17 protein-coding genes are annotated in these 20,847 nt (G+C 57.1%); 4 read left to right on the top strand and 13 right to left on the bottom strand.

The annotated features are described in order from the left end of the window. Window positions 1-55 precede the first annotated feature (55 nt). From nadC to CKV94_RS10850, 3 genes are all read left to right on the top strand, one after another. Window positions 56-937, top strand: coding sequence for a carboxylating nicotinate-nucleotide diphosphorylase (nadC, locus tag CKV94_RS10860; protein ID WP_003822808.1), 882 nt, complete (start codon window positions 56-58; stop codon window positions 935-937). 341 nt (window positions 938-1,278) lie between these two features. Further along, window positions 1,279-1,440, top strand: coding sequence for a hypothetical protein (locus tag CKV94_RS11280; protein ID WP_153708427.1), 162 nt, complete (start codon window positions 1,279-1,281; stop codon window positions 1,438-1,440). 43 nt (window positions 1,441-1,483) lie between these two features. Continuing rightward, a complete protein-coding gene (locus CKV94_RS10850; protein ID WP_003822806.1) occupies window positions 1,484-2,911 on the top strand; it encodes a hypothetical protein in 1,428 nt (475 codons plus the stop codon). Window positions 2,912-2,983: 72 nt separating this feature from the next. Here the strand turns inward: CKV94_RS10850 and CKV94_RS10845 are convergent, their stop codons facing one another. The 3 genes from CKV94_RS10845 to CKV94_RS10835 all read right to left on the bottom strand — a co-directional run bounded on the left by CKV94_RS10845 (window position 2,984) and on the right by CKV94_RS10835 (window position 7,958). Then, window positions 2,984-3,493, bottom strand: coding sequence for a hypothetical protein (locus CKV94_RS10845; RefSeq protein ID WP_003822802.1), 510 nt, complete (start codon window positions 3,491-3,493; stop codon window positions 2,984-2,986). Between the two features lie 141 nt (window positions 3,494-3,634). After that, entirely contained in the window at window positions 3,635-5,428 is a 1,794-nt protein-coding gene (locus CKV94_RS10840) for an ABC transporter ATP-binding protein/permease (protein ID WP_003822800.1), read from the bottom strand. Between the two features lie 292 nt (window positions 5,429-5,720). Beyond that, complete coding sequence (locus CKV94_RS10835) at window positions 5,721-7,958, bottom strand: TonB-dependent siderophore receptor (RefSeq protein ID WP_035580091.1); 2,238 nt, start codon at window positions 7,956-7,958, stop codon at window positions 5,721-5,723. A gap of 459 nt (window positions 7,959-8,417) precedes the next feature. On the opposite strand from CKV94_RS10835, the gene CKV94_RS10830 reads away from it, so the two are divergent. Then, window positions 8,418-10,163, top strand: a complete 1,746-nt coding sequence (locus CKV94_RS10830) for a flotillin family protein (RefSeq protein WP_003822792.1) — start codon at window positions 8,418-8,420, stop codon at window positions 10,161-10,163. A 108-nt stretch (window positions 10,164-10,271) separates the two neighbouring features. Here CKV94_RS10830 and CKV94_RS11275 read toward each other — a convergent pair whose 3' ends face one another. The 10 genes from CKV94_RS11275 to sdhC form a co-directional block, all read right to left on the bottom strand. Then, complete coding sequence (locus CKV94_RS11275) at window positions 10,272-10,865, bottom strand: hypothetical protein (RefSeq protein WP_152907618.1); 594 nt, start codon at window positions 10,863-10,865, stop codon at window positions 10,272-10,274. Between the two features lie 14 nt (window positions 10,866-10,879). Continuing rightward, the gene (gene greA, locus CKV94_RS10820; protein ID WP_023886591.1) at window positions 10,880-11,356 is read right to left on the bottom strand and encodes a transcription elongation factor GreA; all 477 of its coding nucleotides are present in this window, start codon (window positions 11,354-11,356) and stop codon (window positions 10,880-10,882) included. A gap of 229 nt (window positions 11,357-11,585) precedes the next feature. Further along, window positions 11,586-12,041 (bottom strand): ribonuclease HI, encoded by a 456-nt coding sequence (rnhA, locus tag CKV94_RS10815; RefSeq protein ID WP_003822787.1) that lies wholly within the window; start codon window positions 12,039-12,041, stop codon window positions 11,586-11,588. Between the two features lie 133 nt (window positions 12,042-12,174). Further along, window positions 12,175-13,368: a 2-oxoglutarate dehydrogenase complex dihydrolipoyllysine-residue succinyltransferase gene (gene odhB / locus CKV94_RS10810; RefSeq protein WP_003822786.1), complete on the bottom strand. Its 1,194-nt coding sequence runs from the start codon at window positions 13,366-13,368 to the stop codon at window positions 12,175-12,177. Window positions 13,369-13,464: 96 nt separating this feature from the next. Next, on the bottom strand, window positions 13,465-16,281 hold the full coding sequence (locus CKV94_RS10805; protein WP_003822784.1) for a 2-oxoglutarate dehydrogenase E1 component: 2,817 nt from the start codon (window positions 16,279-16,281) through the stop codon (window positions 13,465-13,467). Between the two features lie 755 nt (window positions 16,282-17,036). Next, entirely contained in the window at window positions 17,037-17,297 is a 261-nt protein-coding gene (locus CKV94_RS10795) for an FAD assembly factor SdhE (protein WP_003822781.1), read from the bottom strand. Window positions 17,298-17,400: 103 nt separating this feature from the next. Further along, complete coding sequence (locus CKV94_RS10790; RefSeq protein ID WP_003822780.1) at window positions 17,401-18,108, bottom strand: succinate dehydrogenase iron-sulfur subunit; 708 nt, start codon at window positions 18,106-18,108, stop codon at window positions 17,401-17,403. A 93-nt stretch (window positions 18,109-18,201) separates the two neighbouring features. Beyond that, entirely contained in the window at window positions 18,202-19,965 is a 1,764-nt protein-coding gene (gene sdhA / locus CKV94_RS10785) for a succinate dehydrogenase flavoprotein subunit (RefSeq protein WP_035580089.1), read from the bottom strand. Window positions 19,966-19,970: 5 nt separating this feature from the next. Next, complete coding sequence (gene sdhD / locus CKV94_RS10780) at window positions 19,971-20,312, bottom strand: succinate dehydrogenase, hydrophobic membrane anchor protein (protein WP_035580088.1); 342 nt, start codon at window positions 20,310-20,312, stop codon at window positions 19,971-19,973. Continuing rightward, window positions 20,306-20,683 carry a succinate dehydrogenase, cytochrome b556 subunit gene (sdhC, locus tag CKV94_RS10775; RefSeq protein WP_003822776.1) on the bottom strand — a complete coding sequence of 126 codons (378 nt, stop codon included), beginning with the start codon at window positions 20,681-20,683 and terminating at the stop codon, window positions 20,306-20,308. The genes sdhD and sdhC overlap by 7 nt, the downstream gene beginning before the upstream one ends. Window positions 20,684-20,847 lie beyond the last annotated feature (164 nt).

The raw sequence follows: 20,847 nt of genomic DNA, 5'->3' as shown, positions 1-20,847 counted from the left end.
CCGCTTTCAGACGGACTCGGAACTGCCGCCCCCTTCTTTCAACAAAGGAAACCCCATGCCGCTAAAAAACACCCTCTTCCCCCTGCCCGACACCCTGCTGCGCCCCATGGTGGAGCAAGCCCTGAGCGAAGACTTGGGCAGGCGCGGCGACATTACGTCCGCCGCCGTTATCGCCCCCGATAAAACCGCCAAACTCTTCCTCGTCAGCCGCGAAAACGGCGTCATCGCCGGCATGGACTTGGCGCGCCTCGCCTTTCAGGTAATGGACCCGTCCGTCCGCTTCCAAGCCGAAATCCAAGACGGGCAAGCCGTCCGCGCAGGCCAGACGCTGGCCGCCGTCGAAGGCAATGCCCGCGCCCTGCTCGCCGCCGAACGCACCGCACTCAACTACCTCACCCACCTGAGCGGCATCGCCACCGCCACCGCGCTTGCCGTTGCCGAAGTCGCCGAATACGGCACAGACATCGTGTGCAGCCGCAAAACCATCCCCCTGCTGCGCGTCCTGCAAAAATACGCCGTCAGGGCGGGCGGCGGCACAAACCACCGTATGGGCTTGGACGACGCCGTGCTCATCAAAGACAACCACCTCGCCTATTGTGGCAGCATCGCCCAAGCCGTGCGGCAGGCAAAGCGGGCCACCGGGACGCTGATCTGCGTGGAAATCGAAGTGGACACGCTGGCACAACTAGACGAAGCCATCGCGGCGGGCGCGGAACGGATTTTGCTGGACAACATGGACGACGAAACCCTGAAAGAAGCCGCAAACCGCTGCCACGCGCAAACCGCCCACCCCCACACCGTTTATTGCGAAGCATCGGGCGGCATCGGCTTCGAGCGCCTGAAGCGCGTGGCGCAAACCGGCGTGGACGGCATCGCCCTCGGCTACCTCACCCACAGCAGCCGCTCGCTGGACATAGGTTTGGATTTCGTGGCGTGAGTTCCGCCGGAGATGGCGGCGGACGGTATAACCAATTCAAAAAAAATGCCCGCTCCGCTATTCCTGCGCAGGCATGAATCCGGCGGGAAGGCCGGGTTGCAAACCCGACACTTTATCAGGCAGCCCATCCCCCCTCTCAGGCTACCTGAAAGCGCAGCTTCAACGAAGTTAAAACCCCGCGCGGGCATCAATGCCTGCCCTGCAGCTGTCCTGCCCACGCTACGCTTGCCGCCTGAAAACGAGGGACTGGGTGCGGACATCCTGATGGAGGTAATTGATATGGATTGGATGGGGAAATTGTCAATCTTTCCGCTTTATATTGTGTTCAGCCTGTTTTTTAAGTGGATTATCTCGTGGGATGTGGCGGAAAAATCGAAGTCTGGAAGACAGGCTGGCTCATCGGCTGGCAGGCGGGGGATTGGGATACGGAGCAAATCCGCATGTGGGCGCTGCTGGTGTGGGCGGCCTGGACAGTGTTTTGCCTGCTGGCCTTGGTGGTATAAGTTTGCCGGGCAGTTTTGAGGCTACCTGAAAAATGAAAGACACATGATGATGAATCAAGACAAACGCAAAACCGTGATGCTGTATCCGGCTACATCTAAGGATTTGACGCTGGAAATCGGCGTGGTCTGCGCAGGGGTATTGCTGCCGCTTATCATCGGGCTGGATACGGTGTCGGACATTTCCGGCGACGGGGTGGGCACGGCGCTTCGTTTGGCAATGGTGCTGCTGTTTTTCGGCGGGGCGGCGCTGGTTGGTTTCCTGTATTGGCGCATGTTCACGGCGCGGGACTTTCTGCGGCTGGACACGGAACGCGGCGTGCTGCTGCACGGGCGCTGGCGTTGGGGCTGGCAGGCGCAGCGGGAATACCCGCTCTCGATGTTTGCGGCAGTGGCGGCGGAGAAAGTGCAGAATGATTACCGCGGCTACTACGGGCGCTTGTGGCTGGAATCGGCGGATGGGCGGAACGATTTGGTGCTGGAGGAAAATCTCCTGCCGCATAAGGGCTCGCTGAACGAATTAGACAGGATTCAGAACCATATCGCTAAGGCAACGGGTTTGGTCAAACGGCCGGTAATCAACACAGTCATCCGTGCGGCGGAGGAAACGGCGGCCAATCCGGCACAGTTGCAGCCCTTGCAGGTGAAAACGCTACCTGTGTGGCGGCAGGTGGTGAATTTGGCGGCGGCCGGGTTGTGGACTTGGCTGGCGGTCTGGCTGCTGCGTTTGGCGGCGGATTGGCAAAGTGGCAGCCTGCCCAAGCCGCTGTATTTCGGCGCGGGGCTGCTGGCGCTCGGGCTGTTGGCAGTGGCGGTATCGGAAGTGCGCGGGGTGTTTCGTGCACGGCGCGGCCGGAAAACGCCGCAAACACAAACGGCTCGGCGGCAGCCCTCTGAAATCAAAGCCGCACTGGCAGCGGCCAGGCAGGTGGAACATGAGCCGCAGCCGAAGCTGCCGGAACGTGCCGCGCCGAAGCTTGCGGACGGGGCGGAATTTGCCGTGTATTCGGTCGGCACTTTGTTCGCGCGCATTCCGTTTTTGTTGTTGGCGCTGCTGATCGTGTGGGACAGTGGTGGGGTTAGCTGGCGACTATTTTGGCTGGTGGCTTTGCTGTCCATCGCCGGGCGGTTGGCGCACCGTTGGCATACCTTGCGCAAGGTACGCTACAGCGTGCTGGGAGACGAATTGATTGTGTACCGCCTGCACAGTTTTAAGTGGCTACCTGAAAAACGCTATGCGCTATCGGAGTTTTGCGGTATTTACAGCCGTGTGCGGCGCAATGGTGTGAGCGTAGGTTTGAGCGAAATCTGGTTGGCAGGCAAGGCGGGCGGCAAAAACGTGCGGCTGCTGGAGGCGGATTCGCTGATGCGCGACAACCGGCAAACGGCAGAGAAAACAGCCAAACAAATCAGCCGAGCTACCGGGCTGCCGCTGCTGGAGTATGTGGGTGAAGATCGGGAAGGAGCCGGCTGAAGAGCTGGTTGGGAAAAAGACGAAGCTTTCAGGTAGCCCCAATTGGTTACTCGGGCTACCTGAAAACCGACATCAGCGTTTGAAGAAAATATCGATGTAGTCGGCTGCGTTGTCGCAGGGGTTTTGTATCGGCTGCATGCGCCAATATTGGCGGGAGTCTTTGGCTTGAAACAGGAAAGTGCCGCTGCGTTCGCAGGGCTGGCCGTTGTTGATGTGATATACGCGGGTGCTTACGTTGCCGGTAAAGTAGAAATGGCGCTGGTCGATGACTTCGATTAGGCCGTCGAGTTTCACGAAATCGCCGTTTAAGGATTGGTAGGCATTGATTTCCAAGCCGTTGCTGCCCCGGCGGATGGTGGCGGTGCCGAAACGCTCCCAGCTTATCCATTGCAGGGAAAACATATGCCTGCCCAGCAAGCTGCTTTCGGCAGCGGCCACTTCTTCCGAGCTGCCGGTTTGCAAACCGGCATCACGCATATCGACGATGCCCGGCAGGTTTTGCGCACTGGTGGTTTGAATGCAGAATAATCCTGCCAGCAGTAGGGTGGTTAGGCCGTTAAACAGACGTTTGACGGGGTGCATAGCGTGCTCCTTTTAAGTAAATTTGTGAAAAGGAATGCTGCATCTCCATCATAGCGTATCTATTTTTAAACCGCCATAATCGTTTCAAATTTAAGAAAATTGTTTGCTTTAGGGCAAATTGTTCTTTAACAATCCGGTATTTCAAATCTTGCTTGTGCCGCAGTCGATCAGGGTTTCGCCCACGCAGATGATTTGGTTGTGGAAGGCGTTGAGTGTGCTGCGGTGGCCGATGCTCACGATGATGCTGTCGGGCAGCTCTTGGCGGATCAGGCGGTAGAGGGCGGCTTCGGTTTCTTCATCGAGCGCGGCGGTGGCCTCATCGAGCAGCACGAGGCGGGGGCGGGTGATGAGGATGCGCACGAAGGCGATGCGCTGCAGCTCGCCGGGGGAAAGTTTGTGCTGCCAGTCGTCTTCGGTGTCGAGCAGTTCTTTCAGGTAGCCCAGGCGGCAGGCTTCGAGGGCGGCGGTAAGCTGGTGTTCGTCGGGGCGGATGTTGGGGTAGCAGATGGCGCGGCGCAGGCTGCCTTGCGGGGTGTAGGGGCGCTGGGGCACGAAGAGGATGTGTTCACGGGCGGGGCTGATGATGTGGCCGCTGCTGCCGAAGGGCCAGAGGCCGGCCAGGGCGCGCAGCAATGAGGTTTTGCCGCAGCCGGAGGGGCCGCGGATGAGTAGGGAATCGCCGCTTTGGGCGCGGAAGGAAACGTCGGAGAGCAGGATGTTGCCGTTGTTGCGGTGCAGAGTGAGCTTGTCGGCCTGCAGGATGCAGTTTTCGGCTTCGTGCTGCGGCTGGCGGTAGGGCAGGTGGTTTTGCATGCTTTGGAAGAAGCCGTCGAGACGTTCGAGCCGGGCTTGATAAGCGGTGAAGTCTTTGTAGGAGTTGCGGAAGAAGGATAGGGCGCGTTGCAGGCGGTTGAAGGCTTGCACGGTTTGGTGCATATCGCCGATTTTCACTTGGCCGGCGAAAAAGCGAGGGGCTTGCAGCATGAGGGGCAGCAGGTTGGAAATTTGGGTGATGCCGGTGTTGAAGCCGTTGAGGCCGAGGCTGCGGAACACAATCTGCCAGCGGTTGCGGATGATGTGGGCAAAGTGGCGGCGCAGGTTGCGCCCTTCGGCGGCTTCGCCGTTGTAGAAAGCGATGCTCTCGGCGTGGTCGCGCACGCGCACGAGGGCGTAGCGGTAGTTGCCGTTGAAGTGTTCGTTTTGGAAGTTGAGCTTCACCAAGGGGAGGCCGATCCACACGGAAGTGGCGGTGGCAAAGAGGATGAAGAGGTAGATAAACATCACCATGCCGCGCGGGATTTCCAGCCCCAATACGCTGAGCACGCCGGAGAGATTCCAGAGGATGACGGTGAATTCGATGGTAGAAACGATGGCGCTGATCAGGCCGCGCACGAGCTCGGCGGTGGAGGCGATGAAATCTTGCGCGTCTTGCTGGATACGTTGGTCGATGTTGTCGGGCGCGTGGCGGCGCATGTGCAGGCGGTAGTAGTTTTTATGAGCGAGCCAGCTTTGGGTGAGCGCGGCGTTGAGTTTTTCCAGCCAGCGGATCATAAAGACTTGTTCGAGCAGCTCGTCGGCCAGGGCATGGATGATTTTGAACACCATTAAGGCGCTGTTGATGCCGGCGAAAAACCAGAAGGCGGCTGCGGCGCGGTCTTGCAGGGAATCATAGAGGCCTTTGTAGAAAAATGAATTGAGCACGCTGATGCGCACTTCGAGCAGCACCATCAAGAGCAGCGCAGCCAAGAGCAGGCACACTCGGATACGGTTGCTGCTTGCTAAACAGGGGCGCAGGATGCGCTCGAAACGTTGGCCGAAAGTAGTGCGGCGCAGTAGGAAGGCGGCGATCAGGCAAAACAGCAATACGCCGAAAAAGCTCTGCACCAGCCACAGCGGGCTGTCCAGGAGCTCGATTTTCCATTGTTCTTGTTTCATATGTGGTGCTTGGTTGGATAACTTTATTTTTCAGGTATGGCAAACCAATTTAACTTTCGCTGCCGCGTTGGTTCGCCTTGCCGTACTTCTGTACTGTCTGCGGCTCACCGCCTTGTATCGAAAGCCAATTTGGTTTGCCTAGCCATTTGGGATTGAAAGGCTACCTGAAAAATAAAACGGCAGCAAAAAGGGTGTTTAAAACAGGCAGGCCAAACAGCGCGGAAGGCTACCTGAAAAACGGGATTGCATTTTTCAGGTAGCCTCTATGGGGCGTTATGCTGTGGCCAAATGCTTAAAACTCAAACTTAGCAGAAACGCTGATTTCGCGCGGATTGCCGATGGCGATCATCGGGTATTGCGCCGAAGAGCCTACGGTGGAGGTGTAATACAGGCGGTTGGTCAGGTTTTTGCCGTTGAGCCGCACGTTGAGCTTGTTATCCCCGATTTTGGTGTCGTAGGAGACAAAGGCATCAGCTACGGTGGCTGCAGGGATTTTCCACAGACGGTCGCCGCTGGCGGCATTTTTGCCGATATACCATGCGCCGTTGTATTTGGCTCCGATGCCGGCGCGCCAGTTGCCGCCCAGCGCGTTGCCGAAATCATAAGTCAGATATAGGCCGAACTGGTTGCGCGGGGTATTGTTCAGCGGCAGGCCTTGGGCAGCGGCTTCTGCTTCCAGCACCTTGGTTTCGGTGTAGGCATAGTTGGCGTTCACACCGAGACGTTCGGTAATCTGGCCGCCCATTTCGGCTTCAAAGCCCATGGAGCGGGCGCGGCCGGCAAAGCGGGTTTCGGTTTGGCCGCCAGAGGTTACGCTGTAGCGCACATTTTCTTTCTCGATATGGAATAGGGCTACTGCGGCAGAGAGACGATCGCCGGCGAATTTAGCACCGATTTCAAAGGCTCGACCTTTTTCAGGCTGGGCATCACCAGGGATTTCGTTGGCCACGGAAACCTGTGGGCGGAACGAAGTGGCGTAGCTGCCATAGAGCGACCACTGCGGGGTGAGGCGGTAGGTTACGCCGAGCGAGGGCGAGAAGTTCCAGCCGTGGTTGTCGGTATTGGCTTTGAATACGAAATTGCGGTTGGCGCGACCGGCGTATTGGTCGAAATACTCGGCGCGCAGGCCGGCAGACACAATCCATTTTTCGCCGAGATGAATATCGTCATTGGCATACAGGGCGAAGGTTTTGAGGATTTCGGTTTGCTGGGTATTGTTGCCTTGGCCGTCGATGGTGTTCACGCCGGGCTGCGGGCTAATGCGGCCATACACCGGGTTGTACATATTGATGGTGTAGTTGTTGGCGGGGCTTTGGTAGATTTTGCCCAGCAGGCGGTCGTTGTGCATGGCTTCGAGGCCGAAGCCGAGTTTGTGCCGTACGCTGCCGGTATGCACGTCGCCTTTGAAGCTTAAGGCCAGGTTGTGCACACGCAAGCGGGCATCCTGCGTGCCGTCGATGCGGCGGCGCACCGTGCCGGTGGTGGTGTTGATACCGGCGGCGGTGTTGGCAATACGGGCTTTCCAGTCGTCGTAGGTATGGTAGGTGAAGCTGTAGTTCAGGCGCATTTTCCACTGTTCGCTCAAATATTGGTCGAGCGTGAACTGGAACATATGGTTTTTGCCGCTCTGCTCGCTGAAAGGCTCGTCCAGTCGGCGTTCGGCGGGAATAGCGAGGGGTTTGCCGTAGTTTGCGCCGGGGGTGGAATCGAGGAAGGTGCCGCGGTCGAATGGCACGGTGTAGTCCAAGTATTCGTAGGCGGCGGTGATGGTGGTGTGCTCACCAATCCATTTGACCGAGGGGGCGATGGTGGTTTGCTTGATTTCGCCGAAATTGCGCCAGTAGTCGCTTTGGCGGTAGTCGGCGATGAAGCGGTAGGCCCAGCTTTGGCTGGAGCCGATGGGGCCGGTGAAGTCCACACCCACTTGGCGGGCGCTGTGGCTGCCGAAGCTGGTGCTCACGGAGCGGGCCGGTTTGAGCTGCGGCTGTTTGGTTACCACATTCACCACGCCGCCGGGGTCTTGCACGCCGTAGAGTGTGGAGGCCGGGCCTTTGAGCACTTCCACGCGCTCGGCGGTGGGGCTGAATACGTGGGTTTGGGTCATCTGCATGCCGTTGCGCAGCACGGAGTTGTCGCGGTTGTCGCCGAAGCCGCGTTTCACTACGGCCTCGAGCGTGCCAGCCAGGGTGTTGGCTTGGCGGATGCCGCTCACGGTGAGCAGGGCTTCGTCCAGCGAGCCGGGGCGTCGGTCCTCCAGCACGGCGGGGGTAACGATGTTTACGCTACGGGGCACTTCGAGCAGCGGGGTGTTGCCGCCGCCGATGACATCGGCGGAAATGGGTTGGTAGCCGCTGGCATAGCGGCGGCGGGCGGTAACTTCGATGGCTTCGAGCTCGGCGCTGTCGGCCTGCTGTTCTTGTCTTTGGGCAGGCTGGGCTTCATTCGTGCCTTCGGCATAAAGCAGGCCTGGGCTGCCGATGGCGGCCAGGGCGAGGATGAGGGCTTTGAGGTGTGTGCGCGGTTGTTTCATGAGGATGTTTCCCTTAAAGATTAAAAATAGGCAGTTGGGGTGAGCCTACTGCCATATCGGTTAGTAAACTATATTGAGAACGATTGGCATTTTAATGCCTGCTCTAATTTTGGCAATCTGTGCCAAATGATGCCTAATTTAGATTTTTGTTTTTTAAATATAACTTCCCGTGTAAAAGACAAGTGCTGTTGCAAATCAGGTACAAACGCTATGTCGGACAATTGAAAATACCTGCTGTTTGCAGACCCGCAGGCTACCTGAAAAGCGTTTTAGGGGAAAATAGCGGGAATGTTGTTTGATGGAATTTTATGGTTTTCAGGTAGCCTTTTTTGCTATTTGACCGGCTATCTAAGAACTGGTGTTGAGTTGTGCTCGTGTTGTTCAATTTGGGATTGCAGTTTTGTTTAACTATATTCAGGTAGCACCAGGCTGCCGAAATCCACTCAAGAAAGGAAAACCATGAACCTTATTTCCATTGCCACTATTGCCGGCGTGATACTCGTCGCGCTGTTTGTGCTCGGCCTCATCCTCACCCGCCTGTATCGTCGCGCCAGCAAAGAAGTCTCCTTCGTCCGTACCGGCTTCGGCGGCGAAAAAGTCATCATGAACGGCGGCGCGATGGTGCTGCCCGTGCTGCACGAAATCATCCCCGTCAACATGAATACATTGCGCCTCGAAGTGCGCCGCGCGGCGCAGCAGGCGTTGATTACCCGCGACCGGATGCGCGTGGATGTGATGGCGGAATTTTACGTCCGCGTCAAACCCAGCGCCGAGAGCATCGCCACCGCCGCGCAAACGCTGGGTATGAAAACCATGTCGCCTGACGAATTGAAAGACCTCGTTGAAGGTAAATTTGTCGATGCCCTGCGCGCCGTTGCTGCCGAAATGGCGATGGAAGAGCTGCACGAAAAACGGGTTGATTTCGTTCAAAAAGTGCAGCAAGTCGTGAGCGAAGACTTGTTTAAAAACGGCCTCGAACTCGAAACCGTCTCCCTGACCGGCCTCGATCAAACCAGCTTTGAGTTTTTCAACCCGCAAAACGCCTTTGACGCGGAAGGTCTGACCAAACTGACCGAAACCATCGAAGGCCGCCGCAAGAAACGCAACGAAATCGAACAAGACACCGATTTGGCGATTAAAACCAAAAACCTCGAAGCCGAGCAGCAACGCCTGAAAATCTCGCGTGAAGAAGAATACGCCAAACTCGAACAAGAACGCGAAATTGCCGTGCGCCGCGCCGAACAGGAAGCCAGCATCGCCGAGCAGGAAGCGCAGAAAAAACGCGAGGCGGAAGAAGCCAAAATCGCCGCCGAACGCGAAGTGGATTTGAAACGCATCGCCGCCGAACGCGATATTAAAAACGAAGATATCAAAAAAGCCCAAGCCGTCGAACAGGCGGAGGTCGAACGCCGCAAAGCCATCGAGCTGGCCGAACAAGACCGCGCCATCGCCGTGGCCGAAAAATCGCGTGCCGAATCGGAAGCCAAAGCCGAGGCCGACAAAGCCCGCGCCGCCGCCGTGCGCGAAGAGGAGAGCGTGATTACCGTACGCGAAACCGAACGCGCCGAACGTGCCAAAGCCGTCGAACTGATTGCCGCCGAAGAAGCCGCACAAAAAGACGCGATTTCGCTCACCGTCGCCGCCGAAGCCGAGAAACAGGCCGCGCAAGACCGTGCCGAAGCCGTGCGCATCGCCGCCGAAGCCGAAGCTGAGAAACAACGCCTGCAAGCCAAAGGTGAAGCTGATGCCAAAGTGCTGCTGGCACAAGCGCAAGAGCAGCAATACAAAGTCGATGCCGAAGGTACCCGCGCCGTAAACGAAGCCGCCAACGTATTGAGCGTCGAGCAAGTTGAAATGCAAGTGCGCCTCGCCCTCTTGAAACACCTGCCCGACATCATCCGCGAATCCGTGCGCCCGATGGAAAACATCGACGGCATCAAGATTCTGCAAATCAACGGCTTGGGCGGATTCAGCGGCGCTGCCGCAGACGGTGTTTCAGGTAGCCCCGGCGCCCAAGGCAACGCGGCTTTGTCCGACCAAGTGGTGAACAGCGCCCTGCGCTACCGCGCCCAGGCCCCGCTGGTGGACGGTTTGCTCAAAGAGCTGGGCTTGAGCGGCGGCGACATCAACGGCCTCACGCAAAACCTCAATCCCGCTGCTCCTGCGAACCAGACACAGCCGCAAGAGGAGGGTGAGGCTGAATAAGAGTTGATGGTGTGAATGAAGAAAAGGCTACCTGAAGTTTCAGGTAGCCTTTCGATAGAGAAGGGCTACCTGAAAATTGGCTATATGTTGCCAAATGATTGCTATGTTTTAACGGCGGCTGTTGAGTTCGTATTCTTCCGGCAGGGTGTCGAGAAAGCCCCGGCCAAAGCCTTTGAGGATGCTGAATTCTTCGTTGATCCGTACAGCGCGCAGACGGAAGACGGAAGCGAGAATTGCCAGTACCAGCCAAATTAAAACTAAACCGATATACAACAGCGACATCAGGCTACTATCAACCATACCGTTTTCGGTGGAGGCAAAATACGGTAGGAACAGCGTGACCAACAACAGCATGAATATACCAATATAAATTTGGCGCATCTGTTTGCGATGTGTAGGGCAACGTGCAGCCGTAACCGTAATTTTTTTTCGCACAACCAAGGCCACAATTAGATAAACCAATAGCCCAGGCAAGCCGATAAATGCAGTGAGTATCAACAAATATAGTGCAGGATGATGCCAATAGAGTTTACGTTGTCGGCGTGGCGGTGCAGCCTCTTCGCCACAATGGATGCAGCGGCAAGGTAAGTCAGTGCCGGCAGGCAAAAAGACACGTTTACCCTCCCGCCAACATTCAGTAGTACTTTGCGGCAGGTATTCTTGGCTTTGCGGAGTCTGGTAGGGATTAAAATTCTGGTCCATTTCGCCACTGCTTACTAGATATACAGCACTTCGATAACTTCGTATTCTCTGATGCCGCCAGGCGCCTGCACTTCGGCCACATCGCCTTCTTCTTTGCCGATAAGGGCGCGTGAAATAGGCGAGCTGATGGAGATTTTGTTATCTTTAATATCGGCTTCGTCGTCGCCGACGATTTGGTAGCGCACTTGGGTTTCGTTTTCCAAGTCTTCCAGCACGACGGTGCAGCCGAATACGATTTTGCCTTCGGCGTGGATTTCGGTGGGGTCGATGATATGGGCCGCGGAGAGTTTGTTTTCCAGTTCGGAAATACGGCCTTCGATGAAGCCTTGTTTTTCTTTGGCTGCTTCGTATTCAGCATTTTCAGACAAATCGCCGTGGGTGCGGGCTTCGGCGATGGCTTCGATAATGGCAGGACGTTCAACGCTTTTAAGATGCTGCAATTCTTGCTTGAGCAGTTCGGCGCCGCGTACGGTTAATGGAATCTTTTGCATGATTTTCTCCACAAGGGCTGCGGGGCAGCCGTTTTTACATAAAAATGCAAGCCGCCTGGTGCCGGCGGCTTGTGAACTCAAATTTTTAGCCAATCAAACACAGAATTGGAAGCTGCGTTTTGATTGACTGTATGGGTTGCCATTCTATCAGATGGCGGGCGGAACGCCAACTGCTGGAAGGGACGGCTGGCGGTGGGGGAATTTGTACCAATAATTTGATTATTGGCGTTTATTGTTGTTCATTGGATATATTGGCGGCGCCTTGATTAGCCAGTTGGTCGGCGCGTTCGTTTTCGGGGTGGCCGGCATGGCCTTTCACCCATTGCCAGGATACTTGGTGGCGGGCGACTTGTTGGTCGAGCTGCTGCCAGAGTTCGGCGTTTTTCACGGGTTGTTTGGCGGAAGTTTTCCAGCCGTTTTTCTTCCAGCCGTGAATCCAGCTTTCCATGCCGTTTTTCACGTATTGGGAGTCGGTGTGGATGGTTACTTGGCAGGGGCGGTTGAGGGCTTCGAGGCCGCGGATAACGGCGGTAAGCTCCATGCGGTTGTTGGTGGTGTCGGCTTCGCCGCCGCAGAGTTCTTTTTCATGGCGGCCGTAGCGCAGCAGCACGCCCCAGCCGCCGGGGCCGGGATTACCTTTGCAGGCGCCGTCGGTGTAGAGGTGGACGGTTGTGGTATTGGTCATGGTGTTTGGGTTGGGGCTACCTGAAAGTTTCAGATAGCCTTTAGTATGTTTGATGTGGCAAAAGAGTAAGGCTACCTGAAAAAAGGGTTTTCAGGTAGCCTGATGTTGCTAAACGCTTAGATTTTAGAAACCGTTAGATTTCTAAAATCAGTCGGGCCGGGTCTTCGAGGGCTTCTTTGATAGTAACCAAAGTGAGCACGGCTTCGCGGCCGTCGATGATGCGGTGGTCGTAGGAGAGGGCCAGATACATCATCGGGCGCACCACGACTTGGCCGTTTTCCACCACGGCGCGTTCTTTGGTGGCGTGCATGCCCAAGATGGCGGATTGCGGCGGGTTGATGATGGGTGTGGACATCATCGAGCCGAAGGTGCCGCCGTTGGTGATGGAGAATGTGCCGCCGGTGAGGTCTTCGATGGCGATTTTGCCGCTCTTGGCTTTGTTGGCGTAGTCCACAATGGCCAGTTCGATTTCGGCAATGCTCATCTGATCCACGTTGCGCAGGATCGGCACCACCAGGCCGCGTGGACTGCCCACGGCGATACCGATGTCGAAGTAGCCGTGGTAAACGATGTCGTTGCCGTCAATCGAAGCGTTCACAGCGGGGAATTTCTTCAGCGCGGCCACGGCGGCTTTCACGAAGAAGGACATGAAGCCCAGTTTCACGCCATACTGTTTTTCGAACTTCTCTTTGTATTTGGCGCGCAAATCCATAATCGGCTTCATGTTCACCTCGTTGAACGTGGTGAGGATGGCGTTTTGCGACTGAGATTGCAGCAGGCGTTCGGCCACACGCTGGCGCAGGCGGCTCATCGGTACGCGCTGTTCTACGCGGTCGCCCAGCGGCACGGCCACGGCCGGGGCGGCAGCGGCTTTGGGTGCGGCGGCAGGCATAGCGGCCACGTCTTCTTTCAGCACACGGCCGTCGCGGCCGGAACCTTGTACGCCGGATACGTCCACGCCTTTTTCAGCAGCCAGTTTGGCGGCGGCGGGCATGGCCACGCCGGCGCGCGCACCAGCGGCAGCCACATGGCCTGCTGGCTCGGCAGCGGTGGCTTGGGCGGCAGCCGGGGCTGCTTCTGCTGCTTTGGCTTCGGTGTCGATTTTAGCCAACAGCTGGCCGGCGGTAACGGTGGCGCCGTCTTGTTCGATGATTTCCACAATCACACCGGCCTGCTGGGCGGGCAGCTCGAGCACAACCTTGTCGGTTTCGAGGTCGATCAGGTTTTCGTCGCGGTTTACATAGTCGCCCACCTTCTTGTGCCAGCTCATCAGGGTGGCTTCGGTAACGCTTTCCGGTAGCGGGGGTACGGTGATTTCGATAATCATGGTTTTATCCTTTAATAAATTGAAAAATAGGTAAATCGTGTTCTGAGGAGGCTACCTGAAAACGGTTTGGCATGTTTCAGGTAGCCTTTTGGCGCTTTAGAGTTTCATCGCGTCTTCAAGCAGGCCGTCCAAACCGGCTTTGTGTTTCACAGCATAGCCGACGGCGGGCGAGGCGCTGGCCGGGCGGCTGGCGGTGGTGAGGCGATGGTTGGCGCCGAGCACTTTTTCCAGACGGTGGCGGATTTGGTACCAAGCGCCTTGGTTTTTCGGCTCTTCCTGTGCCCACATGATTTCGGTGGCGTTCGGGAAGCGTTTGAGTTCGGCGGCCACTTCTTCGTAGGGGAAGGGGTAGAGCTGCTCGACGCGAACGATGGCGATGTCTTTTTCCAAGCCTTTGTCGGCGCGGGCTTTGGCCAAATCGTAGTACACCTGGCCGGCACACAGAATCACGCGTTTCACGTCTTGATCGCGACCTTGTACGGTGTCGCCGATCACAAGGCGGAATTCGCCGTCGGTGAAGTTGGCCAGTGGGCTGCAGGCGTCTTTGAGGCGCAGCAGGCGTTTGGACATGAAAATCACCAGCGGTTTGCGGTAGGGGCGCAGAATCTGGCGGCGCAGGGCATGGAACATCTGCGATGCTTCAGACATCATCAGCACTTGGATGTTTTCTTCGGCACACAGTTGCAGCCAGCGTTCTACGCGGGCGGAAGAGTGTTCCGGGCCTTGGCCGTCGTAGCCGTGCGGCAGGATAACGGTGAGGCCGCACCAGCGTCCCCATTTGGTTTCGCCGGAGGTGATGAATTGGTCGATGGCGATTTGCGCGCCGTTGGCGAAGTCGCCGAACTGGGCTTCCCAAATCACCAGGTCTTCCGGTGCGGAGGAGGCATAGCCGTATTCGTAGGCCATCACGGCTTCTTCGTTCAGGATGGAATCGATGACGTTGAAGCGGCCTTGTTTTTCGCTGATGTGTTGCAGCGGGATATACACGCCGCCGGTGCGTTCGGCACGGTTTTGGTCGTGCAGCACGGCGTGGCGGTGTGAGAAGGTGCCGCGGCCGGAGTCTTCGCCGGAAATGCGGATGTCGTGGCCGGCTTCGAGCAGGCTGGCGTAGGCGATGGTTTCGGCCATACCCCAGTCAATAGCTTGCTCGCCAACAGCCATGGCTTTGCGGTTTTCGATGATTTTCTTCACGGTATTGTGCAGTTTCACATCAGCGGGGATGTCGGTGAAGCGGTCGGTCAGGCGTTTGATTTCGGCAGCAGGCAGAGCAGTTTTCACCGGAGTGCGCCAGCTGATGGGCTGGTATTTGCTCCAATCCACTGCGTGTTCGCGTTTCTGCTCAGGCAGGATTTCCTGGATGCGGTCGCCTTTGTCCATCGCGGCGCGGTAGTCGCTGATGAGTTTTTCGGCTTCTTCCTTGGTGACCACGCCTTCTTTAATCAGCTGCTCGGCATACACGGCGCGGGAGCCGGGGTGTGCGGCCACTTGTTTGTACATCAGAGGCTGGGTCAGGGTGGGATCGTCGCCCTCGTTGTGGCCGAGTTTGCGGTAGCACACCAAATCGATCACGATGTCTTTCTGGAAGGTAGTGCGGTAGTCCAGCGCGATTTGGGCGGCGTGGCACACGGCTTCCGGGTCGTCGCCGTTCACATGCAGAATCGGCGCGCTCACCATCTTGGCGATGTCGGTGCAATACAGGATGGAGCGGGTGTCGCGCGGATCGGAAGTGGTGAAGCCCACTTGGTTGTTGATCACGAAGTGGATGGTGCCGCCGGTGCTGTAGCCGCGGGTTTGCGACATATTGAAAGTAGATTGGTTCACGCCCAAACCGATGAAGGCGGAGTCGCCGTGGGTGAGGATGGGCAGCACTTGTTTGCGGCCTTCGGCACCGCGGTGGTCTTGGCGGGCGCGTACGGAGCCTTCAATCACGGGGTTGGTGATTTCCAAGTGTGAGGGGTTGTAGGCCAAAGAGAGGTGCACCGGGCCGTGCGGGGTGGGCACGTCGGAGCTGAAGCCCATGTGGTATTTCACGTCGCCGCTGGGGAATTTGGCGTCCACTTTGCCTTCGAACTCGTCGAAAATGGCTTGCGGGGCTTTGCCCATGGTGTTTACCAACACGTTTAAGCGGCCGCGGTGCGCCATGCCGATTACGATTTCCTGCACACCTTTTTCGGTGGAGGCGCGGATCAGATGGTTCAGCGCGGGCACGGTGCTTTCGCCGCCTTCGAGCGAGAAGCGTTTCTGGCCCACATAACGGGTGTGCAGATAGCGCTCCATGGTTTCGGCGGCGGTGATTTCTTTCAGGATGAGGCGTTTAGTCTCGGCATCAAACTGCGGGCGGGCGCCGTTGGCTTCCAAACGTGCCTGCAGCCATTCGCGTTCGGCGGTGTCGGGAATGTGCATGTATTCCAATGCCAGGGGGCCGCAGTAGATTTGTTTCAGATGGCGGATGATTTCGGCCAGGGGCAGCTTGGGGCTACCTGAAAGATCGGTGCCGACATGGAAAGGGGTGTTCATGTCGGCATCAGTGAGGCCGTAGGTTTTGGGATCGAGCTCGGGCAGTTGTCTGATATGGGTGCGGTCGAGCGGGTTGAGGTCGGCAGCGCGGTTGCCCAAGGAGCGGTAGGCGGAAATCAGGCTCAACACGGCCACTTGCTTCTGCATGGCGGCAAAATCCACGCCGCCCGCGGCTGCGCCGCCGCGCTGCTGTGCCAAGTTGGCAAAGGCTTCCTGAATCGGGCGGTGCGCCACATCTTTCGGAGTGTTGCCGGGCATGGCGGCCACTTGGTCGAAATACTGCCGCCATTGGCTGTCCACGGAGTCAGGGGAGCTCAGATAGGCTTCGTACAAATCTTCAATATACGGGACGTTGGTACCGTATAGGTAGGACAAACTACTTTGTTCTTTCATCATGGCAAGATCCTTATTTAAGGTGAAGGTTTGAAGAGCAGCACGCTTGCTTATCGGGCTGCCTAAGCGGGCAGCCTTTATCCTATCTGCAGCGAATGCCGATTCCGAATCGCCACACGGCAGGCGGCTAAAAATGAGTATGGCGATTCGGAATAAGCATTTTCAGGTAGCCTTTTGCTGGCATCCTGATTGCGCTTGGCGCAGGAAATTGTTTGTTTGGAAAGGAGGGATGGAGAATCTGGCGCGGTGGAATGGCCGGGGAGGGGAATATGATAAAAACTCGAAGCCGGCTACCTGAAAAGGTTGTTCTTTTTGTCGCTAAGATTCTGGAATCAGCCCGGCCTTTCGTTGAGTTTCAGGGGTTTACCAGGCAGCGGCAGAAATGTTGCTGGAAGTTTGCCAAACGCCGGTATAACGGCTGAATAATACGACCCGATATGGGGAACGTCAATAAGAAAAATCCCTTTTGCAGCAGGCTCGGCGGGATGGGCGTGGGCTGGCAGCAGAGGGTGGGTGCTGTAGGGATAGTGAGCTATTGATGAAACAGGAAAGATGGAGGAAAGAGGCTACCTGAAAGCCGGAATGTTAAAGTTGCTTTCGGCGTACTTGAGTGCCGGCTGTGGTCGGTAAAGAAAAAGGCTACCTGAAACTTTGGCTTGGCAGAAACTCTGCGCTGCTTTCAGGTAGCCTTATGTGTCTGAATTTTATATGTGCGAACTTCAAAGTTACGCTTTCAGGTAGCCTCAAGGGAATGCGGTTTAATCAGTGCGCCGGCTGCTGCGGATTTTATCCAATAAGGCTGCACTTTCGGCATTGGCAGCAGGGTTTTGGCCGTTGAGTTGGGCGAATAATTCGGGGTCGGGCAGGGCGAGCAGTTCGGTGAATACGGTTAGCTCGGCATCGCTCAGGCGGTCGAATTCGGCGGCCATAAACTGCTTCAGCAGAATATCGAGCTCCAGCAGGCCGCGCCGGGTTTGGAAGCGCAGGCGGCGTTTGGCGGTGTCGTCAAAGGTGGACATGGCTTATCTATCAGATTATTTAACTGGGGATAAGGAGGCTGGCTGCAGACAATACAGCCAGTACGGCTAGGCAGGTAAGACTGTACTGGCTGCAGATCATCCACTATACCACGCGTTTGAGCATGATTTCTTTGATCTTGCCGATGGCGCGGGTGGGGTTGAGGTGTTTGGGGCAAACGTCTACGCAGTTCATGATGGTGTGGCAGCGGAACAGGCGGTAGGGGTCGTTGAGGTTGTCCAAACGTTCGTTGGTAATGGTGTCGCGGGTGTCGGCGATGAATCGGTAGGCATTCAAGAGGCCGGATGGGCCGACGAATTTGTCGGGGTTCCACCAGAAGGAGGGGCAAGCGGTAGAGCAGCAGGCGCAGAGGATGCATTCATACAAGCCGTCCAGCTCGGCGCGCTCGGCCTGGCTTTGCAGGCGTTCCTGCTGTGGGTCGACAGGGTTGTCGTTGACCACATAGGGTTTGATGGAATGATATTGCTTGAAGAATTGGGTCATGTCCACGATGAGGTCGCGGATGACGGGCAGACCGGGCAGGGGGCGCAATACGATGGGCTGCTTGAGGCTGCGGATATCGGTGAGGCAGGCGAGGCCGTTTTTGCCGTTGATGTTCATGCCGTCCGAGCCGCAGATGCCTTCGCGGCAGGAGCGGCGGAAGGAGAGACTGTCATCTTTGGCTTTGAGCTTCATGATGGCGTCGAGCAGCTTCACGTCGGTGGGCTCGATTTCGAGCTCGTAGTCCTGCATGTAGGGTTTGGCATCGGTATCGGGGTTGTAGCGGTACACTTTGAGGCGGATAGTTTCCATGGGTGTTCCTTCGGTTTGGTGCGGCAGTATTCTCAGGTAGCCTCAATGCAGCATGGAAGGGCTACCTGAAAATTCCAGATAGTTGTTTTTATTCTAGTAAATACGCTTGGCAGGCTTGATGTATTCCACGCTGAGCGGTTGGGTGTGCACGGGCTTGTAGGCCAGGCTGTTGTCGGCGGAGTAGAACAGGCTGTGCTTCATCCAGTTTTCGTCATCGCGCTCGGGGTGGTCGTCGGAGGCGTGGGCGCCGCGCGATTCTTTGCGGGCTTCGGCAGCAATCATGGTGGCTTTGGCCACTTCCATCATGTTGTCGAGTTCCAGCGCTTCGATGCGGGCGGTGTTCCACACCATGCTCTTGTCGCCGATTTCGGTGTGTTTGTTGCGTTCTACCAAGGCAAGTACTTTGTCCACGCCTTCTTTCAGAATGGCGTCGGTGCGGAATACGCCGGCGTGGCGTTGCAGTGTGCGTTGCAGTTCGCCGCGCAGCACGTCTACGTTTTCACCGCCGGTTTGGCTGTTCAGCCGTGCCAGGCGTTGTTCGGTGAGCGCACCGGCGTTTTCGGGCAGCGGTTTGATGTCGGGATTCTGCTTGATGAACTCAATCATGCTGTCGCCGGCAGATTTGCCGAACACCACCAAATCGAGCAGGGAGTTGGTGCCGAGGCGGTTGGCACCGTGCACTGAGGCACAGGCGCATTCGCCAGCGGCATACAGGCCGGGCACAACGGCTTCGGGATTGCCGTCTTTCGGCGCAACCACTTCGCCCAAGTAGTTGGTGGGAATACCGCCCATCATGTAGTGCACGGTGGGCACCACGGGAATCGGGTCTTTAATCGGATCAACGCCGGCGAAGTTGATGGAAATCTCGCGGATACCGGGCAGCTTGGACATGATTTTCTCTGCGCCGATGTGGTCGATTTTCAGCAAAACGTGGTCTTTGTTTTTGCCGCAGCCGCGACCTTCCAGAATTTCTAGCGACATGGCGCGGGAAACGACGTCGCGCGAAGCGAGGTCTTTCACGGTGGGGGCGTAACGCTCCATAAAGCGTTCGCCGTCGGCGTTGAGCAAGATACCGCCTTCGCCGCGCACGCCTTCGGTAATCAGCACGCCCGCACCGGCCACGCCGGTGGGGTGGAATTGCCAAAATTCCATATCTTCCAGCGGGATGCCGGCACGGGCACAGATGCCCAGGCCGTCGCCGGTGTTCATGAAGGCGTTGGTGGAAGAGGCATAGATGCGGCCGGCACCGCCGGTGGCGAACAGGATGGTTTTGGCGTGGAAGATATACACATCGCCGCTTTCCATTTCCATGGCAGTGATGCCCACTGCATCGCCTTCTTCGTTGCGGATGAGGTCGAGTGCGGTCCATTCCACGAAGAATTGGGTGTTGGCGCGCACGTTTTGCTGATAGAGCGTGTGCAGCATGGCATGGCCGGTGCGGTCGGCCACGGCGCAGGCGCGTTCTACGGCGCGTTTGCCGAACTCGGCGGTATGGCCGCCGAAGGGGCGCTGGTAGATTTTGCCGCTTTCCACGCGGTCGAACGGCATACCCATGTGTTCCAGCTCAATCACAGCTTCGGGCGCGCGGCGGCACATGAATTCGATGGCGTCTTGGTCGCCGAGCCAATCGGAGCCTTTCACGGTGTCGTACATGTGCCAATCCCAGCGGTCTTCCTGCACATTGCCCAGCGAGGCAGAAATGCCGCCCTGCGCGGCCACGGTGTGGGAGCGGGTGGGAAATACTTTGGAGAGCACGGCGGTGTTGAGGCCGGCTTTGGAAAGTTGCAGCGCCGCACGCAGGCCGGCACCGCCGCCGCCAACGATAACGGCATCGAATTTTCGGATAGGATAAGTCATCTTGTTCAACCCCAAATCACTTTAACCGAGTAAACCATGCAGCCTGCCAGCCAAACGATGGTGGCTACCTGAAGGAACAGGCGCAGGCCGAACGGCTTGATGTAGTCCATCCACAAATCGCGGATACCTACCCAGGCATGCAGAAACAGCGCGATGAAGCTGATTTGGGTAAACACTTTCACCCAAGTTTGGCCAAAAAATGCCTGCCATGCGGCGTAGTCGCCCGGCAGTGCGAGCAGGAATACAATCAGCGCGACGGTGTAAATCAGCATCAGCACCGCGGTGGCGCGCTGCATCGCCCAATCGCGCAGGCCGTAGTGTGCGCCGGTAAGTTTGCGGTCTACCATAGCCATACTCCCAAAATTGCGGTGCAGATCAAAGCCAGCGCCATCACGGTTTTGGCGGTGGTGCGGGCAGTGTTCAGCGCCAGGCCTTTGTGCGCATCCAAAAACAGGAAGCGGATGCCGGCAAAGAAGTGGTGCAAATAAGCCCACAACAGCCCGATTAGGCCGATTTTCACCAGCGGATGAGCCACGAAGGCGCGATAAGATTCAAAGGCAGCGGCATTATCCAGCGTGCCGGCAAGCAGCCACAACAGAAGCGGCAGGCTGATAAACAACAGCACGCCGCTGATGCGGTGCAGAATGGAAACAATCCCCGGAATCGGCAGCCGGATGCTGATGATGTCCAGGAATATCGGTCTGTTAGTCGTTCGCATGGCGAAACTTCCTCAGATTGGCAATATCCCAAACCGGCCGCAGCCGGCACTCAAAACCATAAAGCTGCCTGAGTATGCTTGAAAATATTTTCAGGTAGCCTTTTCGGGCAAGGCGCGGCAACCGAAAGCCGGCCGCGTTCGCCCAGCTATAAATCATATAGCAG

The sequence above is a fragment of the Eikenella corrodens genome (genome assembly GCF_900187105.1).
Taxonomy (GTDB): Bacteria; Pseudomonadota; Gammaproteobacteria; order Burkholderiales; family Neisseriaceae; genus Eikenella; species Eikenella corrodens.
The sequence above is the reverse complement of the archived record's forward strand: the minus strand, read 5'-3'. Positions and strand labels throughout refer to the sequence as shown.

Coding starts and splice junctions, on each gene's coding strand:
- nadC (WP_003822808.1), top strand. CDS start 56: ATGCCGCTAAAAAACACCCTCTTCCCCCTGCCCGACACCCTGCTGCGC.
- CKV94_RS10850 (WP_003822806.1), top strand. CDS start 1,484: ATGATGATGAATCAAGACAAACGCAAAACCGTGATGCTGTATCCGGCT.
- CKV94_RS10845 (WP_003822802.1), bottom strand. CDS start 3,493: ATGCACCCCGTCAAACGTCTGTTTAACGGCCTAACCACCCTACTGCTG.
- CKV94_RS10840 (WP_003822800.1), bottom strand. CDS start 5,428: ATGAAACAAGAACAATGGAAAATCGAGCTCCTGGACAGCCCGCTGTGG.
- CKV94_RS10835 (WP_035580091.1), bottom strand. CDS start 7,958: ATGAAACAACCGCGCACACACCTCAAAGCCCTCATCCTCGCCCTGGCC.
- CKV94_RS10830 (WP_003822792.1), top strand. CDS start 8,418: ATGAACCTTATTTCCATTGCCACTATTGCCGGCGTGATACTCGTCGCG.
- CKV94_RS11275 (WP_152907618.1), bottom strand. CDS start 10,865: ATGGACCAGAATTTTAATCCCTACCAGACTCCGCAAAGCCAAGAATAC.
- greA (WP_023886591.1), bottom strand. CDS start 11,356: ATGCAAAAGATTCCATTAACCGTACGCGGCGCCGAACTGCTCAAGCAA.
- rnhA (WP_003822787.1), bottom strand. CDS start 12,041: ATGACCAATACCACAACCGTCCACCTCTACACCGACGGCGCCTGCAAA.
- odhB (WP_003822786.1), bottom strand. CDS start 13,368: ATGATTATCGAAATCACCGTACCCCCGCTACCGGAAAGCGTTACCGAA.
- CKV94_RS10805 (WP_003822784.1), bottom strand. CDS start 16,281: ATGATGAAAGAACAAAGTAGTTTGTCCTACCTATACGGTACCAACGTC.
- CKV94_RS10795 (WP_003822781.1), bottom strand. CDS start 17,297: ATGTCCACCTTTGACGACACCGCCAAACGCCGCCTGCGCTTCCAAACC.
- CKV94_RS10790 (WP_003822780.1), bottom strand. CDS start 18,108: ATGGAAACTATCCGCCTCAAAGTGTACCGCTACAACCCCGATACCGAT.
- sdhA (WP_035580089.1), bottom strand. CDS start 19,965: ATGACTTATCCTATCCGAAAATTCGATGCCGTTATCGTTGGCGGCGGC.
- sdhD (WP_035580088.1), bottom strand. CDS start 20,312: ATGGTAGACCGCAAACTTACCGGCGCACACTACGGCCTGCGCGATTGG.
- sdhC (WP_003822776.1), bottom strand. CDS start 20,683: ATGCGAACGACTAACAGACCGATATTCCTGGACATCATCAGCATCCGG.